The sequence below is a fragment of the Ruegeria sp. CI5 genome (genome assembly GCF_056536885.1).
This window is the reverse complement of sequence record NZ_JBQFQN010000004.1, coordinates 268,822-285,546: the sequence shown is the minus strand read 5'-3', so window position 1 is coordinate 285,546 and position 16,725 is coordinate 268,822. Positions and strand designations below refer to the sequence as shown.

The following is a 16,725-nucleotide window of genomic DNA, read 5'->3' as shown; positions in this document are numbered from 1 at the left end:
AAGACTATATAGGGCCATAATGGACAAGTACCCGGACCAAAAGCGCGCAGTGCAATATCTTTACCCGCCGGTCGATCCGTTCGACCAGCGCGTGGTGGATATGGGCGACGGGCACCGCATCTATGTGGAACAATGCGGCAATCCCGACGGGATTCCCGTGGTGGTTCTGCATGGCGGCCCCGGCGGCGGCTGCAGCCCGGCCATGCGGCGTTATTTCGACCCCGAGGTCTACCGGGTGATTCTGTTCGACCAGCGCGGCTGCGGCCGGTCGCGGCCCACGGCCTCGGTCGAGAACAACACGACCTGGCACCTGGTGGCCGATATCGAGCGTCTGCGGAAACTGTTCGAGATCGACGACTGGATCGTGTTCGGCGGCAGCTGGGGCGCCACGCTGGCGCTGATCTATACCCAAACCCATCCCGACCGGGTGACCCGCCTGGTTCTGCGCGGCGTGTTTCTGGCAACGCAGGCGGAACTCGACTGGTTCTATGGCGGCGGGGCCGGCAAGTTCTGGCCCGAACAATGGGCGCGCTTCACCTCGCTGCTGCGCGACTCGGAACTGTCCGACACCATCGGCGCCTACAACAAGCGGCTGTTTTCGGGCGATCGCGCGACCGAAATCCTGTACGCCCGCGCCTGGTCGCACTGGGAAAACGCGCTGGCCTCGATCCACACGAACGGGGCCGTCGGTGAAAGCCCCGGCGAATATGCGCGCACCTTCGCGCGGCTCGAGAATCACTATTTCATCAACAAGGCGTTTCTGGAATATGACGGCCAGATTCTGGATCAGATGGACCGGATCGCACATATCCCTGGCCATATCGTGCAAGGCCGGTACGACATGATCTGCCCCCCGCAGGCGGCCTGGAACCTGGCCGAGAAGTGGCCCGAGGCCGAGCTGAAGATGGTGCGGCAGGCCGGTCACGCCCTGTCGGAGCCCGGGATCAGTGCCGAACTTGTGCGCATCATGGACCGAACCGCGCAGGAGGTGGCATGACCCGCATCGACCGCCGTGCCCTGTTCACCTCGGGTGCCGCCGCAGCCCTGCTGGCCGCGACGGGGGCCTCGCTGGCGGATACGCCGAAATCGGGCGGCGTGCTGCGCATCGCCGTACCGCGTGACGACAGCCTGGATCGGCTGGCCCGGGGTGCGGTGTTCGACACCCTGACCGAGATCGCGCCGGACGGCACTCTGCGCGGCGAGCTGGCGACCGCCTGGCAGACCGATTCCGAAGCCCGGGTCTGGACCTTCGACCTGCGTGCCGATGCGGTGTTTCACGACGGTGCGGCGCTGACGGCCGGGGATGTTCTGGCGGTCCTGTCCGAGGTCGGGCGCGCCGAAGCGCTGGCGCCGGACCGCATCCGGATCGAACTGGCCGAGGCCAATCCCGGCCTGCCGTTCCTGCTGGCCGATACCCGGTTCGTCATTACCCGCGACGGGCAAAGCGTTTCTCCGCTGCAGCAGGCGAACGGCACCGGGTGCTACCGGGTCGAACGGGCCGAAGACGGTCGCCATTTCCGCGGCCGCCGGGTCGCGGGCCACTACAAGGATGGCCAGGCCGGCTGGCTGGAGGCGGTCGACATCATCGTTATCCCCGACCCGGCCGTGCGGGCCGAGGCGCTGCGTGACCGCTATGTGGACGTGTCGGTGCTGCCGGCGGCTCAAGGGCTGCGCGGTCTGGGTGGCGTGCGGTTCTTCCCCAACGAATCAGAGATGTCGCTGGCAATCTCCGGCACCGTGGGTCTGCCACGCCGGATCGGGCGGGGCGCGCCGTTGGACGATGGGCGCATCGCGGAACGCTGGTGGATGGCCTGAGACCGACCTGAAAACTGACGCGGATTGTCCGTTGGTTGACGGCAGGGGTTGCAGACTCGGGGCGTCCTGCGTATATGCAGTTGCAACAGCGGCGTGTCGGACTTCTGGTCCGAGGCTCCACCGGAAAATTCGACGGGCCGCGCGCCCGTTTTTTTGTGCCCGATTGAAGGGTAGAGCACCATATGACAAACGACCTGATAGCCAAGGCGGCGATCGACCGACGACTGGCCGAGATCATCACTCCGGTGATCGAGGATCTGGGGTACGAGCTGGTCCGCATCCGCCTGATGAGCGGCAAGCAGACTACGCTGCAGATCATGGCCGACAAGCCCGATGGCGGCATCGAGGTGGATGATTGCGCCGAGATCTCGAACGCGGTCAGCGCCACGCTGGACGTCGAGGACCCGATCCTCGACGCCTATACGCTCGAGGTGTCCAGCCCTGGCATCGACCGCCCGCTGACGCGGCTGAAGGACTTCGAGATGTTCGAGGGCTACGAGGCCAAGCTGGAAACCACCGAACTGATCGACGGCCGCCGCCGCTTCAAAGGGGAACTGGCCGGTGTCGAAGGGGATGAGGTTCTGATCAACATCCCCAACGGCGAAGATACCGTGACAATCGGTCTGCAATTCGACTGGCTGAGCGATGCCAAGCTGGTCCTGACTGATGACCTGATCAAGGAAATGTTGCGCCAGCGCAAGGATGCCGGCGCCCTGAACGAAAACGCTTTCGACGAGATTGAGACCGAAGGGTCCGAAGAGGAGACGAACTGATGGCAATCACCTCAGCAAACCAGCTTGAGCTGTTGCAGACCGCCGAGGCTGTGGCCCGCGAAAAGATGATCGACCCCGGTCTGGTCGTCGAAGCGATGGAGGAATCGCTCGCCCGTGCCGCCAAGAGCCGCTACGGCGCGGAAATGGACATCCGTGTGTCCATCGACCGCAAGACCGGCAAGGCGACCTTTACCCGGGTCCGCACCGTGGTCGCGGATGACGAGCTTGAGAACTATCAGGCAGAGATGACCGTCGAGCAGGCCAAGCAATACATGGAATCGCCCGAGATCGGTGATGTCTTCGTGGAAGAGGTTCCGCCGGTGGAAATGGGCCGGATCGCCGCTCAGTCGGCCAAGCAGGTGATCCTGCAGAAGGTTCGTGAGGCCGAGCGTGACCGCCAGTACGAAGACTTCAAGGATCGTGTCGGCACCATCATCAACGGCGCCGTCAAGCGCGAGGAATTCGGCAACGTGATCGTCGATCTGGGTGGGGCCGAGGCTGTTCTGCGCCGCAACGACAAGATCGGTCGCGAAAGCTATCGCCCCAATGACCGGGTGCGCGCCTACATTAAGGAAGTGCGCCGCGAAACGCGCGGTCACCAGATCTTCCTGTCGCGCACGGCGCCCGAGTTCATGGCCGAGCTGTTCAAGATGGAAGTGCCGGAAATCTATGACGGCATCATTGAGGTCAAGGCCGTGGCCCGTGACCCCGGTTCGCGTGCCAAGATCGCGGTCATCTCGTATGACAACTCGATCGACCCCGTCGGCGCCTGCGTTGGTATGCGCGGCAGCCGCGTGCAGGCCGTCGTGAACGAGCTGCAGGGCGAAAAGATCGACATCATCCCGTGGAACGAAGACCAGCCGACCTTCCTGGTGAACGCGCTGCAGCCCGCCGAGGTTTCCAAGGTGGTTCTGGACGAAGAAGCCGGCAAGATCGAAGTCGTCGTGCCCGAGGAACAGCTTTCGCTGGCGATCGGTCGCCGTGGTCAGAACGTGCGTCTGGCCAGCCAGCTGACCGGTCTGGACATCGACATCATGACCGAGGCCGAAGAATCGGCGCGCCGTCAGAAGGAGTTCGAAGCCCGCACGCAGCTGTTCATGGACAGCCTGGACCTGGACGAGTTCTTTGCCCAGCTGCTGGTCTCGGAAGGCTTCACCAACCTGGAAGAAGTGGCCTATGTCGAGCTGGACGAACTGCTGGTGATCGATGGCGTCGACGAAGGCACCGCGAACGAGCTGCAAGCGCGTGCGCGCGAATTCCTCGAGGCGCAGGCCAAGGCGGCGCTGGACAGCGCCCGCAGCCTGGGTGCCGAGGACAGCCTTATTGAATTTGAGGGTCTGACACCCCAAATGGTTGAGGCACTTGCCAAGGACGGCGTCAAGACGCTGGAAGACTTTGCAACCTGCGCTGACTGGGAACTGGCCGGAGGCTGGACCACGGTTGATGGCCAGCGGGTCAAGGATGACGGTATTCTCGAACCCTTTGGCGTGACGCTGGAAGAGGCGCAGGATCTGGTGATGACCGCTCGGGTCATGTTGGGCTGGGTCGACCCCGCCGATCTGGAGCAGCCCGAGGCAGACGTCGAGGACGAAGCAGCAGACGAGGAGGCCGAGGCCTGATTCCAGGCCTCGGGTGGCACACATGGGTCGCGGTGGCGTCCAAAAGGAACGGTCCGAAGGGCCAGAGCGGAAATGCATCGCCACGGGCGAGGTGCAGCCTCGGTACGGGCTGATCCGCTTTGTAACCGGCCCGGATGGGCAGGTTTTCCCGGATGTCGCGTCCAAGTTGCCGGGTCGGGGCGTTTATGTCTCGGCGGATCGCAAGGCGCTGGGCACGGCCGTCGGCAAGAAGCTGTTTGCACGCGGGTTCAAGGCGCAGGTGACTGTACCGCAGGACCTTGTGGACGAGGTGGAGCGTCAATTGTCGCGCCGCGTGATCGAATTGATCAGCCTGGCGCGAAAGTCCGGCGATGCGGTCGCCGGGTATGAAAAGGTCAAGTCCTGGCTTGATCGCGAAGAGGCCTGGGTTCTGATTCAGGCGGTCGATGGTTCCGGGCGCGGCAAGTCCAAGCTGAGCACGCCGCATTTCGGGAAATACATTGGCTGGCTGACCGCAGACGAGCTTGGGGCGGCATTTGGGCGCCAAACGGTGATTCATGCGGCGCTCGCCTCTGGCGGACTCGCCAAACGTGTTGTAGAGGAAGCGCAGCGCCTGCGTGGCTTGCGCGATATGGATGACGGCGGCAAGGGCCGCGCGGAAGGGTAAGAAGCTTTATGAGCGATAGTGACGGCAAAAAGACATTGGGTCTTCGTGGTGGGGCGCGCCCCGGGAATGTGAAACAGAGTTTCAGCCACGGACGCACCAAGAATGTCGTGGTGGAAACCAAACGCAAGCGCGTGGTGGTTCCCAAGCCGGGAGCGTCCAAGCCCAGCGGTGGCGCTGCGCCGTCGGGTGATCCTTCGCGCCGGCCGGCCGGGATTTCCGATGCCGAGATGAATCGGCGCCTGAAGGCGTTGCAGGCGGCCAAGGCCCGTGAGGTCGAGGAAGCCGAACGCCGCGAGGCCGAGGAAAAGGCGCGCGCCGAAGAGCGTGAACGCCGCCGCGCCGAACAGGAGGCCAAAGAGCGCGAACAGCGCGAGGCCGAGGAAAAAGCCCGGCAGAAAGCCGAGGAAGAAGAGCGCAAGCAGAAAGAGGCCGAAGAAGCCGCTCAGCGCGCCGCAGCAGAAGCCGCGGCCGCGAAAGAGGCGCCCAAGGCCAAGGCCCCCGCAGCCAGCAAGCCTGCGCCAGCGGAAACACCGCGCAAGGCGGACCGCGAACAGCGTCAGACGCGCGGCAAGGGCCGTGATGATGGCCGCCGTTCGGGCAAGCTGACCCTGAATCAGGCGCTGTCGGGCGGTGAAGGTGGTCGGCAGCGTTCGATGGCATCGATGAAGCGCAAGCAGGAGCGTGCGCGGCAGAAAGCCATGGGCGGCTCGGTCGAACGGGAAAAGGTGATCCGCGAGGTTCAACTGCCCGAGGCGATCGTCGTATCGGAACTGGCCAACCGTATGGCCGAACGCGTCGCCGATGTCGTCAAGTCGCTGATGAACATGGGTATGATGGTCACGCAGAACCAGACCATCGACGCCGACACTGCCGAACTGATCATCGAAGAATTCGGCCACAAGGTCGTGCGGGTTTCGGATGCGGATGTCGAGGATGTCATCTCGGATGTCGAGGACAAGGATGAAGACCTGCAGCCCCGTCCGCCGGTCATTACCATCATGGGTCACGTCGACCACGGCAAGACCTCGCTGTTGGACGCGATCCGCGACGCCAAAGTCGTTGCGGGCGAGGCCGGTGGCATTACCCAGCATATCGGCGCCTATCAGGTGCAGACCAACGACGGCACCACGCTGACCTTCCTGGATACGCCGGGCCACGCGGCCTTTACCTCGATGCGCTCGCGCGGTGCTCAGGTAACGGACATCGTGGTGCTGGTTGTCGCGGCGGATGACGCTGTGATGCCGCAGACGGTCGAGGCAATCAACCACGCCAAGGCCGCCGGTGTTCCGATGATCGTTGCGATCAACAAGGTCGACAAGCCCGAGGCCAACCCGGACAAGGTGCGCACCGACCTGCTTCAGCATGAGGTGATCGTCGAGAAGATGTCCGGCGAGGTTCAGGATGTCGAAGTGTCGGCCATCACCGGACAGGGTCTGGACGATCTGCTGGAAGCCATCGCGCTGCAGGCCGAGATTCTGGAGCTGAAGGCCAACCCGAACCGTGCCGCGCAAGGTGCCGTGATCGAGGCGCAGCTGGACGTGGGCCGTGGCCCGGTCGCGACCGTTCTGGTCCAGAAAGGTACGCTGCGCCAGGGCGACATCTTCGTCGTGGGTGAGCAGTACGGCAAGGTCCGCGCGCTGATCAACGACAAGGGCGAGCGCGTCCAGGAAGCCGGGCCTTCGGTTCCGGTCGAGGTGCTGGGTCTCAACGGTACGCCCGAGGCCGGTGACGTTCTGAACGTGACCGAGACCGAGGCGCAGGCCCGTGAGATCGCCGAGTACCGGGCACAGGTTGCCAAGGACAAGCGCGCCGCTGCCGGTGCCGCGACCACGCTGGAACAGCTGATGCAGAAGGCCAAAGAAGACGAGAACGTGGCCGAGCTGCCCATTCTGGTCAAGGCCGACGTGCAGGGCTCGGCCGAGGCGATCGTGCAGGCGATGGAGAAGATCGGCAACGACGAGGTGCGCGTGCGCGTGCTGCATTCGGGCGTCGGCGCCATCACCGAAACCGATATCGGCCTGGCCGAAGCGTCGGGGGCTCCGGTCTTTGGCTTCAACGTGCGGGCCAACGCGTCGGCGCGCAACACCGCCAACCAGAAGGGCGTCGAGATCCGCTACTACTCGGTGATCTACGACCTGGTGGATGACGTCAAAGCCGCCGCTTCGGGCCTGCTGAGCGCCGAGATCCGCGAAAAGTTCATCGGTTACGCGGAGATCAAGGAAGTGTTCAAGGTCACCGGCGTCGGCAAGGTTGCCGGCTGTCTGGTCACCGAGGGCGTTGCCCGCCGCTCGGCCGGCGTGCGCCTGCTGCGCGACAACGTGGTGATCCACGAAGGCACGCTGAAGACGCTGAAGCGCTTCAAGGACGAAGTGGCCGAGGTTCAGTCGGGTCAGGAATGCGGTATGGCGTTCGAGAATTACGACGATATCCGCCCCGGCGACGTGATCGAGATCTTCGAGCGCGAGGAAGTCACCCGCACGCTGGATTGATCTGGCCGAAATCGAAAGAAACGGCGGTCCTCAGGGGCCGCCGTTTTCGCCTTCAGGGGTGGTCGTTCAGAAACGTCCCGTCCTTGAGGATGATGTCGAAATGGTGCGTGCCCGGCTGCAGGTCAAAGCTGACGGCGTGCCCGGCCTTGCGCAGCGCTTCGGCATAGTCGCGGCTCTGGCGGATGAACTCGCCGGTGTCCCGCTCGCCCACCGTGACCCGATAGCGCGGCCCCGGCGCGGGCAGGTTCAGGATGGGGGACAGGTCGTGCAGTTCGACCGGGGTCAGCTGCAGCGGATCGTTGACCGGGGTCAGGCTGATCGGTTCCAGGTCGTAGACGCCGCTGATCAGAATGACTTCGCGCACCCGCAGGCCGATCCGGGCGAATTGGTCGGCCGAGGTCGCCATGACCATCGCCGCCAGATGCGCGCCGGCGCTGTGCCCGGACAGGGTGACATGCGAGGCGTCGAACCCCAGCGACTTGGCCCGGGTGGCCAGCCATATCAGTGCGGTCCGGCATTCATCGACCATCTGGCCCAGCCGCGCGTCGGGGGCGAGCGTGTAGTTCAACGTCGCAAAGGCCTGCCCGCCTTGGACCAGCGCGGGCGCCATCATCGCCGAGTCGCGCTGGCTGAGCGCCTGCCAATAGCCGCCGTGGATAAACACATGCAGCGGTGCGCCGGGCGTGCGGGCGGGAAAGAAATCCAGCACCTGCGCGGGCGTGTCGCCATAGCCGAGGGTCTCTTGCATCGTCAGTTGCGTCCGCGCCTGCGCGCTGAGCGCCGAATAGGCCGCCAGATAGGGCGCAAGGTCGCCGCCGATCATCGAACTGGGCGCGTATTCGCGCTCCAGCTCGGCTTGGGTAAATCCGCGATACAGCATGGCTCAGCCCTGTCCGCCGTACATCAGGTCGGTGCGCACGTCATAGAGGTCGTGGAAGAATCGCAACTCCAGCGCCTTGCGCAGGAAGGCCACGCCGCTGGAGCCGCCGGTGCCGGGCTGCATGCCGATCACACGTTCGACGGCAGTCGCATGGTCGAACCGCCACCGCTGGAACAGCGATTCCACATCCATCAGCTTTTCGGCCAGCGCATACAGGTCCCAGTACCGGCCCGTGTTCCGGTAAATCTCGGCCCAGATCTTCACGATGCGCGGATCGCCGGAATAGGTCTTTGAATAATCCCGGTCCAACAAGTCCTGCGGTACGTCAAACCCCTGCCGCGCCAGCATGTGCAATACCTCGTCATACAGCGACGGTTTGACCAGCGCGGCGGTCAGCATATCCATAACTTCGGGGTCGTGTTCATGCACCTTCAGCGTGGCGGTGTCCTTGTTGCCCAGGATGAACTCGATCTGGCGATAGCCGTAGCTCTGGAAGCCGGATGAATTGCCCAGCGCCTTGCGGAAGGTCATATAGTCGGCGGGCGTCATGGTCAGCAGGGTTTCCCACGCGGCGATCAACTGGCGCTGGATCGCCTTGATCCGGTCCAGGTTCTTCATCGCGGGGCCGAACTCGTCCTGCTGCAGAAAACGCCGCACCTCGACCAGCTGATGGTGCATCAGTTTCAGCCACAGCTCGCTGACCTGATGGATGATGATGAACAGCATCTCATCGGGTTGGGCCGGATCCTGAAAGGTTTTCTGCAGGTTGAGCAGGGTCTTGAGCTGCAGGAAGTCGCCATAGCTTTTGCGGTGGGTGTCCGCGAAATCGGTCACCAGCGTGTCCTCGATTCCGCGTTCCAGCGGGCGGTCACCCTTGGCTTTGTCGGCCATTTCATTTCCTCCCCGGCATGTGTGCGCACCTGTCTAGAAGGTGCGTTTGCAACTATCCAGAGGGTCAGGTCCAGTCCAGCACCACCTTGCCTGATTTTCCCGACTTCATGGCAGCAAAGCCCTGCGCAAAGTCATCGACGGCAAAGCGGTGGGTGATGACTCGGCTGACATCCAGACCGTTCTGCAACATCGCGATCATCTTGTACCAAGTCTCGAACATCTCGCGGCCGTAGACGCCCTTGATGGTGATCGCCTTGAACACGATGCGGCTCCAGTCGACGGGCGATTTGCCGGGCGGAATGCCCAGCAAGGCGATCTTGCCGCCCATCACCAGCGCCTCGACCATCTGGTCCAGCGCCGCCTGCGAGCCCGACATTTCCAGCCCCACGTCAAAACCCTGGCTCATGCCCAGGTCGGAAATCACCGATTGCAGCTCTTCCTCGGTCACGTTCACCGCCCGGACCGAGGGCACGACATGCTGCGCCAGCGCCAGCCGGTCGGGGTTGATGTCGGTGATCACCACATGCCGGGCGCCGGCGTGGCGGGCCACCGCGGCGGCCATGATCCCGATCGGGCCCGCGCCGGTGATCAACACGTCCTCGCCCAGCAGATCGAAGCTCAGCGCGGTGTGCACGGCATTGCCCAGCGGGTCGAGAATCGCGCCGATCTCGTCCGGGATGTCGTCGGGCAGGGGCACCACGTTGAAGGCTGGCAGCTTGAGATATTGGGCAAAAGCGCCCTGTTCGTTCACCCCGATCCCGCGCGTACCCGGATCCAGGTGGAACTTGCCCGCGCGGCTCTGGCGGCTGTCGGTGCCGATCAGGTGACCCTCGCCCGAGCAGCGCTGTCCGATCTTCAACCCGGTCACGTTGCGGCCCAGCTCGACGATCTCGCCGGCGAATTCATGGCCGGTGATCATGGGAACGGGCACCGTGTGCGACGCCCATTCATCCCAGTTCCAGATGTGGATGTCGGTGCCACAGATCCCGGTCTTCTTCACGCGGATCAAAACTTCGTCGGGGCCGATCTCGGGGACCGGGGCCTGAACCATCCACAGCCCCTCTTCGGGCTTGGACTTCTCCAGCGCTTTCATCGTGTTGGGTCGCATCCGGATCACTCCCACAAATCGGTCGATAGGTATTTCAAGCCGCTGTCACACATCACGATCGCGATGCAGCCACCCCGTTCGGGGCCACGCAGCAGGTCGATGGCGGCAGCCAGGTTCGCCCCGGCTGAAAAGCCCGCAAAGATGCCTTCGGTGCGGGCCAACAGGCGGGCGGCGTCGCGCGCTGATGCGCCGGTGACGGACAGATAACCGGCCAATTTCGCTCCGTTCAGATGCGTCAGATCCGACATCGCATAACCACCGCCCTGGATGGGATGATCGGGCGCACGGACGGGTTCACCGGCCAAGGCACGAGCGCCGTCGGGCTCGACCGCATAGCACCGCACCCCAAGGGGTGACAGGTAGTCAGAGACCCCGGCAAGTGTGCCGCCAGAGCCAGCAAAATCACAAAAGGCCGTCACGGCACCTGCTGATTGGGCCCAGATTTCCGGACCCGTCCCGGCGGCATGGGCCTTGGGGTTGCCCGCGTGGCCGAACTGATCGGCGCGGAATGCGTTGCGCTCGGCGGTGATGCGGCAGGCGGCGTCATCCACCAGCGCCAGGTCGGCACCCGAGACTTCGCCCGGTTTGCCGCCTTCGGCCTGAGGGACGATCACCACCTCGGCGCCCAAGGCGCGCATCATGCGGGCGCGTTCGACCGAGTTCCCTGCGCTCATGACCGCCACGAACGGGTGCCCGAGAATGCCGCAGACAATCGCCAGGCCGGTGCCCATGTTGCCTGAGGTCAGCTCGACCACCGTCTGCCCCGGGATCAGGCTGCCGTCGGCGCGGGCCTGTTCGATGATGGAACGGGCGGCCCGATCCTTTTTCGAAAAGCCCGGCAGCAGATAGTCCAGCTTTGCCAGAATGCGGCCGTCCAGATCCAGTGTTTGGCAAACCCGGGACAGCTCGACCAGGGGCGTATCGCCGATCGCATCGATGACCGAGTTTAGAACCATCAGATGACCCCCAACGCCTTGCCGACCTTGCCGAAGGCGGCCAGTGCGCGGTCCAGCTCGTCGCGGGTCAGCGCCGCGTTCATCTGGGTGCGGATGCGGGCCTGGCCGCGCGGGACCACCGGGAAGAAGAAGCCCGAGACATAGACGCCTTCGTCGAACAGGCGGGCGGCCATGTCCTGCGCCAGCTGCGCCTCGCCCAGCATCACGGGGATGATCGGATGTTCACCCGGCAGCAAGTCGAACCCCAGCTTCTCCAGCCCGGCGCGCCAGTATTTCGCGTTGCCGAACAGTTGCTTGCGCAGCATGTCGCCCTCTTCGACCAGGCGGATCGCCTCGAGCCCGGCGGCGACGATGGAAGGCGGCAGCGAATTCGAGAACAGATAGGGCCGCGCCCGCTGCCGCAGCAGGTCGATCACTGGCTGCGGCCCGGCGATGTAACCGCCGATTGCCCCCCCAAGTGCCTTGCCCAATGTCCCGGTCAGAATGTCCACGTCCACGCCGAAATGATCCGGCGTGCCCGCGCCGCGCGGCCCCATGAAGCCGGTGGCGTGGCAGTCATCGACCATCACGACCGCGTCGTATTTGTCGGCCAGTTCGCGGATCCTGGGCAGGTTGGCCAGGTAGCCATCCATCGAGAACACGCCGTCGGTCGCGATCATGATGTGCCGTGCCCCGTCCTCGCGCGCCTGTTTCAGCCAGGCTTCGAGGTCGTTCATGTCATTGTTCATGTAGCGATAGCGTTTGGCCTTGCACAGCCGCACCCCGTCGATGATCGAGGCGTGGTTCAGACTGTCCGAGATGATGGCATCCTCGGGGCCCAGCAGGGGTTCGAACAGCCCGCCATTGGCGTCGAAACAGGCCGCGAACAGGATCGAATCGTCCTTGCCCAGAAACTTGGCCAGTCGCTGCTCCAGCTCGCGGTGGATGTCCTGCGTGCCGCAGATGAACCGGACCGAGGCCATGCCGAACCCCTTGGGCTCCATCGCGTTCTTCGCGGCCTCGATCAGCACCGGGTGGTCGGCCAGACCCAGGTAATTGTTGGCGCACAGGTTGATGACCTGACGTCCGCCCACCGTGATCTCGCCGCCCTGGGGCGAGGTGATCATTCGTTCCGTCTTGTACAGGCCTTCCGCCTTGATCTGCGAGAGGGTGTCCGAAACGTGGGACAGGAATGCATCAGCCATGGCGATCTCCTTCTTCTGAGTCGCGTATCTAACATAACGGACGCGCGTCCCAAATAGGAGATTTTCAGTATGGCGGAAAAAAATCCGTGAAGGCGGAAATCGGCCGATGTGCGCGGATCAGGCGTTCTTGACGATCAGGAACACGCGGGCAGGTCCGTCCGGCGCCTCGATGGCGTGGGCCACATCGGCCGGATACCGGGCCGTGTCGCCCTGGCGCAGTTCCATCGTCGCGGCGCCCGAGGTGACGCGGACGGTCCCTTCCAGCACGGTCAGCTGTTCGCGCGCGCCGCGGGCATGGGGCTGGCTGTTTAGCGCGCCATCCGCGTCGAACCGGATATCATAGACCTCGTGCCCGCCGGCCTCCTCGGGCGGCGAGAGGATGCGGATCCTGCAGGATTGGCCCATATTGTCGATGCTGGGCACTTCGGCGCTACGCAGTACCTCGATCTGGTCGGTGGTCTCAGACTCTTCCAGAAGACCGGCGAAATCGACCTGCAGCGCACGGGTCAGGTTCCACAGGGTCGAGATCGTGGGGCTGCTTTCGCCGCGTTCGATCTGGCTGACCATCGACCGGGAGACGCCGCTGAGATTGGCCACCGCTTCCAGTGACAGGCCCTTGGCGCGCCGGGCCTCTTTCAGGCGGGCGGGCAGGCGTGTCAGGATATCGTCTGAATTTTCCGTCATGGCGGAATTTCTTGCGCGTCCGGGCGCGAATTGTCAATTCCGCCGATGACGGAACGTCCCGCGCGACAGGCCCATGCTGCGGGTGCATACTGCGCGTAAATCCAAGAGGAGAGAGACATGACCGACATCGTGATTTTGGATGGTGCCCGCACCGCAATCGGTACGTTCGGAGGGTCGCTGGCCGCGACCGCGCCGATCGATCTGGCCACCGTCGTGACCAAGGCTGCGCTTGAGAAATCCGGCGTCGGAGGCAACCAGATCGGGCATGTGGTGTTCGGGCATGTCATCAACACCGAGCCGCGCGACATGTACCTGTCGCGCGTCGCGGCGATGCAGGCGGGCATTCCGAACGGCACCCCGGCGATGAACGTGAACCGGCTGTGCGGATCGGGCGCGCAGGCCATCGTATCGGCGGTTCAATCGCTGATGCTTGGGGATGCCGAATTTGCCGTGGCCGGCGGCGCCGAGAGCATGTCGCGCAGCCCTTACATCGTTCCGCAGGCGCGTTGGGGCGCAAAGATGGGCGACATCAAGTCGCTGGACATGATGCTGGGCGCGCTGAACTGCCCCTTTGGCACCGGGCATATGGGCGTCACCGCCGAGAACGTGGCCGATGAACACCAGATCACGCGTGAGGAGATGGACGCGTTCGCGCTGACCAGCCAGCAGCGGGCGGCGGCCGCGATTGAGGCGGGCTATTTCGACAGCCAGATCGCGCCGGTGCAGGTCAAGGTCAAGCGCGACATGGTCGATTTCAAGGTCGATGAGCATCCCAAGGCCACCACGGCCGAGGTCTTGGCCGGGTTGCGTCCGGTGTTCCAGAAGGACGGGCGTGTGACTGCGGGCAACGCCTCGGGCATCAATGACGGCGCGGCGGCGATGGTTCTGGCCACGGCGGGTGCCGCCGAAAAAGCCGGCCTGACGCCCAAGGCGCGCATCCTAGGCTATGCCCATGCCGGCGTTCGCCCAGAAGTCATGGGGATCGGCCCGGTTCCGGCCGTGCGCAACCTGTTGGAGCGGACCGGCCTGTCGGCGGGCGATTTCGACGTGATCGAAAGCAACGAGGCCTTTGCCGCCCAGGCGCTGGCAGTGAACAAGGAACTTGGGCTGGACCCGGCCAAGGTGAACCCGAATGGCGGGGCCATCGCCCTGGGTCATCCGGTGGGGGCCACCGGGGCGATCATCACGCTGAAGACTCTGTACGAGTTGGAGCGCATCGGCGGGTCGAAGGGGCTGATCACCATGTGCATCGGTGGCGGGCAGGGGATTGCCATCGCCATCGAACGGCTCTGATTTCAGGCTGGGCAGGGGGGCTGTCTGCCCCCCCCATCGCGCCGGGGCGCGATTCCCCCCCGAGGATATTTTCAGCCAGATGAAGCGAGGGTGCCTGTCAGCCCAGGCCCGAAAGGATCAGGACGGCCACTGCCCCGGCGGCGGCCCCGATTACGGCGGGAATGGCCTTGGGCCAGAAATCTGACCCGGAGGGGTCATCCTTGCGGGTCTGGGCGATCAGGGCATTTTCGACCAGATCAGGCAGGCGGGGCCCGAACCGTGCAAGAACCAGCGCAGTTTTACCAAAATCACGCAGGGCGGCGCGGGGGCCGATGGACTGCTTGATATAGTCCTCGACCACGGGGCGGGCGACCTCCCAGATGTTCATGTGCGGGTCGAGAGAGCGGGCGACGCCTTCGACCACCACCATCGTGCGTTGCAGCAGGATCAGTTCGGTGCGGGTTTCCATGCCGAAACGTTCGGTCACCTCGAACAGGTAGTTCAGCAGACGGCCCATCGAGATATGGGTGGCATCCATGCCGAAAATCGGCTCGCCCACTGCGCGCAGGGCGCGGGCGAATTCATCGACGTCCTGGTCGGCCGGGACGTAGCCAGCCTCGAAATGCACCTCGGCCACGCGCTTGTAGTCACGGCGGATGAAGCCGAAGAGGATCTCGGCGTAGACCCGGCGGGTGTATTCATCGATATGGCCCATGATGCCGAAGTCATAGGCGATGATGTCGCCATTCGCGGCGACCTTGAGGTTGCCCTGGTGCATGTCGGCGTGGAAGAAGCCGTCGCGCAAGGCGTGCAGCAGGAACAGGCGCAGCACCCGCTCGGCCAGGTCGCGGCGGTCGTGGTTGGCGGCGTCCAGCGCGGCGTTGTCGCCCAAGGGGATGCCGTCGGCCCAGCTGAGCGTCATGACCCGGCGCGCCGACAGGGACCAGACCACGGGCGGCAGCCAGAAGCCTTCGTCATTCTGCGTGTTGGCGGCAAATTCCGAGGCCGCCGAACTTTCGAGCCTGAGATCCAGTTCGCCACGGACGACGCCGTCGAAATGCTCGATCACGTCCATCGGGCGCAGCCGGCGCGCACCGGGGGCGAAAAGCTGGACGATCCGGGCGGCGAAATAGAACGCATCAACATCCTTGCGGAACGCGCGTTCGATGCCGGGGCGCAGGACCTTGACGGCCACGTCCTCGCCTGTGCTGGCCAGTTTGGCCTTGTGGACCTGCGCGATCGAGGCGGCCGCGATCGGTTTGCTGAACTCCGAGAACATCTGATCCAGAGGTTGGCCCAGCTCCTTTTCCACCTCGGCCATGGCCACGTCGCGTGGAAAGGGGGGCAGCTTGTCCTGCAGGACGCGCAGTTGTTCGGCCAGCTCTTCGCCGACGACATCGGGACGCGTGGAAAGGACCTGACCGAACTTGATGTAGGCCGGGCCCAAAGCGGTCAGCGCCCGGGTCGCCGGCGGCATGGACGGGTCGCCCTTGTAGCCCAGCCATTGGAACGGTTTGCCCAGAGCGTGGGCCAGGATCCGCAACGCGCGAGGGGCCTCGAAGGCGTCCAGCACCACGTTCATGGCGCCGGTGCGCTCCAGCGTGGCGCCCGTGCGGATCAGGCGGATGATGTTGTGGGGGCCGCGCATGCGTCAGATCTTCCAGCCGGAATGCAGGGCGGCGATGCCCATGCTGAGGTTGCGGTATTTCGCGTTTTCGAATCCGGCGGCGCGCACCATGCCCAGAAAGGTTTCCTGATCTGGGAATTTGCGGATCGATTCGACCAGGTATTGATAGCTGTCGTAGTCATTCGCGATCAGCTTACCCATGCGCGGGATCACGTTGAAGCTGTAGAGGTCATAGAGTTTCTGCAGCCCGTCATTGGGCAACTGGCTGAACTCCAGCACCATCAGGCGGCCGCCGGGCTTGAGCACGCGGTAGGCCTCGTTCAGGGCCTCTTGCGGGCGGGTCACGTTCCGGATGCCGAAGGAAATGGTGTAGACATCAAAGGTGTTGTCCTCGAACGGCAGGGCCATCGCGTCGCCCACCACCCAGTCCAGGCTGTCGGCCATCTGTGCGGCCTCGGCGCGTTTGCGACCCTCGATCAGCATCGGCTCGGTCAGATCCAGAACGGTGGCATGGCCGTGGCCCGCGCGCTTGAGGAAGCGGAACGAGATGTCACCGGTGCCGCCGGCCACGTCCAGCAGGCGCTGGCCGGGGCGTGGGGCCAGCCAGTCCATCATCGCGTCTTTCCAGACCCGGTGGATGCCCATCGACATCACGTCGTTCATCACGTCGTATTTCGACGCGACCGAGTTGAATACGCCCTGCACGCGCCCGGCCTTTTCGGCCTCGGGGACGGTTTCGAAACCGAAATGAGTGGTCTTGTCGCTGTTGTCGGACATAAGC

15 protein-coding genes are annotated in these 16,725 nt (G+C 64.3%); 7 read left to right on the top strand and 8 right to left on the bottom strand.

Going from position 1 to position 16,725, the window contains the following annotated elements:
• Positions 1–19: 19 nt before the first annotated feature.
• The 6 genes from pip to infB all read left to right on the top strand — a co-directional run bounded on the left by pip (position 20) and on the right by infB (position 7,342).
• A complete protein-coding gene (pip, locus tag ACR0BA_RS14160; RefSeq protein ID WP_170343131.1) occupies positions 20–997 on the top strand; it encodes a prolyl aminopeptidase in 978 nt (325 codons plus the stop codon).
• Positions 994–1,815 (top strand): ABC transporter substrate-binding protein, encoded by an 822-nt coding sequence (locus ACR0BA_RS14155; RefSeq protein WP_170373227.1) that lies wholly within the window; start codon positions 994–996, stop codon positions 1,813–1,815. The genes pip and ACR0BA_RS14155 overlap by 4 nt, the downstream gene beginning before the upstream one ends.
• Positions 1,816–1,997: 182 nt before the next feature.
• The gene (gene rimP, locus ACR0BA_RS14150) at positions 1,998–2,588 is read left to right on the top strand and encodes a ribosome maturation factor RimP (protein ID WP_170343129.1); all 591 of its coding nucleotides are present in this window, start codon (positions 1,998–2,000) and stop codon (positions 2,586–2,588) included.
• Positions 2,588–4,207 carry a transcription termination factor NusA gene (gene nusA / locus ACR0BA_RS14145; protein ID WP_093963624.1) on the top strand — a complete coding sequence of 540 codons (1,620 nt, stop codon included), beginning with the start codon at positions 2,588–2,590 and terminating at the stop codon, positions 4,205–4,207. The genes rimP and nusA overlap by 1 nt, the downstream gene beginning before the upstream one ends.
• Before the next feature lie 22 nt (positions 4,208–4,229).
• The gene (locus ACR0BA_RS14140) at positions 4,230–4,853 is read left to right on the top strand and encodes an RNA-binding protein (protein ID WP_170456629.1); all 624 of its coding nucleotides are present in this window, start codon (positions 4,230–4,232) and stop codon (positions 4,851–4,853) included.
• Positions 4,854–4,861: 8 nt separating this feature from the next.
• Positions 4,862–7,342, top strand: coding sequence for a translation initiation factor IF-2 (gene infB, locus ACR0BA_RS14135; RefSeq protein ID WP_170359920.1), 2,481 nt, complete (start codon positions 4,862–4,864; stop codon positions 7,340–7,342).
• A gap of 52 nt (positions 7,343–7,394) precedes the next feature.
• On the opposite strand, the gene ACR0BA_RS14130 is transcribed toward infB, so the two are convergent.
• From ACR0BA_RS14130 to ACR0BA_RS14105, 6 genes are all read right to left on the bottom strand, one after another.
• Complete coding sequence (locus ACR0BA_RS14130) at positions 7,395–8,222, bottom strand: alpha/beta hydrolase (protein WP_480728517.1); 828 nt, start codon at positions 8,220–8,222, stop codon at positions 7,395–7,397.
• A gap of 3 nt (positions 8,223–8,225) precedes the next feature.
• Positions 8,226–9,113: a tryptophan 2,3-dioxygenase gene (locus ACR0BA_RS14125; RefSeq protein WP_480728515.1), complete on the bottom strand. Its 888-nt coding sequence runs from the start codon at positions 9,111–9,113 to the stop codon at positions 8,226–8,228.
• A 64-nt stretch (positions 9,114–9,177) separates the two neighbouring features.
• Positions 9,178–10,206 (bottom strand): L-threonine 3-dehydrogenase, encoded by a 1,029-nt coding sequence (gene tdh, locus ACR0BA_RS14120; RefSeq protein WP_480728639.1) that lies wholly within the window; start codon positions 10,204–10,206, stop codon positions 9,178–9,180.
• Between the two features lie 20 nt (positions 10,207–10,226).
• On the bottom strand, positions 10,227–11,177 hold the full coding sequence (locus ACR0BA_RS14115; protein ID WP_480728513.1) for a PLP-dependent cysteine synthase family protein: 951 nt from the start codon (positions 11,175–11,177) through the stop codon (positions 10,227–10,229).
• Complete coding sequence (locus ACR0BA_RS14110) at positions 11,177–12,361, bottom strand: glycine C-acetyltransferase (protein WP_480728512.1); 1,185 nt, start codon at positions 12,359–12,361, stop codon at positions 11,177–11,179. Before ACR0BA_RS14110 ends, ACR0BA_RS14115 begins: the two co-directional genes overlap by 1 nt.
• Before the next feature lie 117 nt (positions 12,362–12,478).
• The gene (locus ACR0BA_RS14105; protein WP_480728510.1) at positions 12,479–13,045 is read right to left on the bottom strand and encodes a helix-turn-helix domain-containing protein; all 567 of its coding nucleotides are present in this window, start codon (positions 13,043–13,045) and stop codon (positions 12,479–12,481) included.
• A gap of 117 nt (positions 13,046–13,162) precedes the next feature.
• Between ACR0BA_RS14105 and ACR0BA_RS14100 the strand changes: the two genes are divergently transcribed.
• Positions 13,163–14,338, top strand: a complete 1,176-nt coding sequence (locus ACR0BA_RS14100) for an acetyl-CoA C-acyltransferase family protein (protein ID WP_480728509.1) — start codon at positions 13,163–13,165, stop codon at positions 14,336–14,338.
• Positions 14,339–14,435: 97 nt separating this feature from the next.
• Here the strand turns inward: ACR0BA_RS14100 and ubiB are convergent, their stop codons facing one another.
• Both ubiB and ubiE read right to left on the bottom strand, forming a co-directional pair.
• A complete protein-coding gene (gene ubiB / locus ACR0BA_RS14095; protein WP_480728507.1) occupies positions 14,436–15,965 on the bottom strand; it encodes a 2-polyprenylphenol 6-hydroxylase in 1,530 nt (509 codons plus the stop codon).
• Between the two features lie 3 nt (positions 15,966–15,968).
• Complete coding sequence (gene ubiE / locus ACR0BA_RS14090; RefSeq protein ID WP_480728505.1) at positions 15,969–16,721, bottom strand: bifunctional demethylmenaquinone methyltransferase/2-methoxy-6-polyprenyl-1,4-benzoquinol methylase UbiE; 753 nt, start codon at positions 16,719–16,721, stop codon at positions 15,969–15,971.
• Positions 16,722–16,725 lie beyond the last annotated feature (4 nt).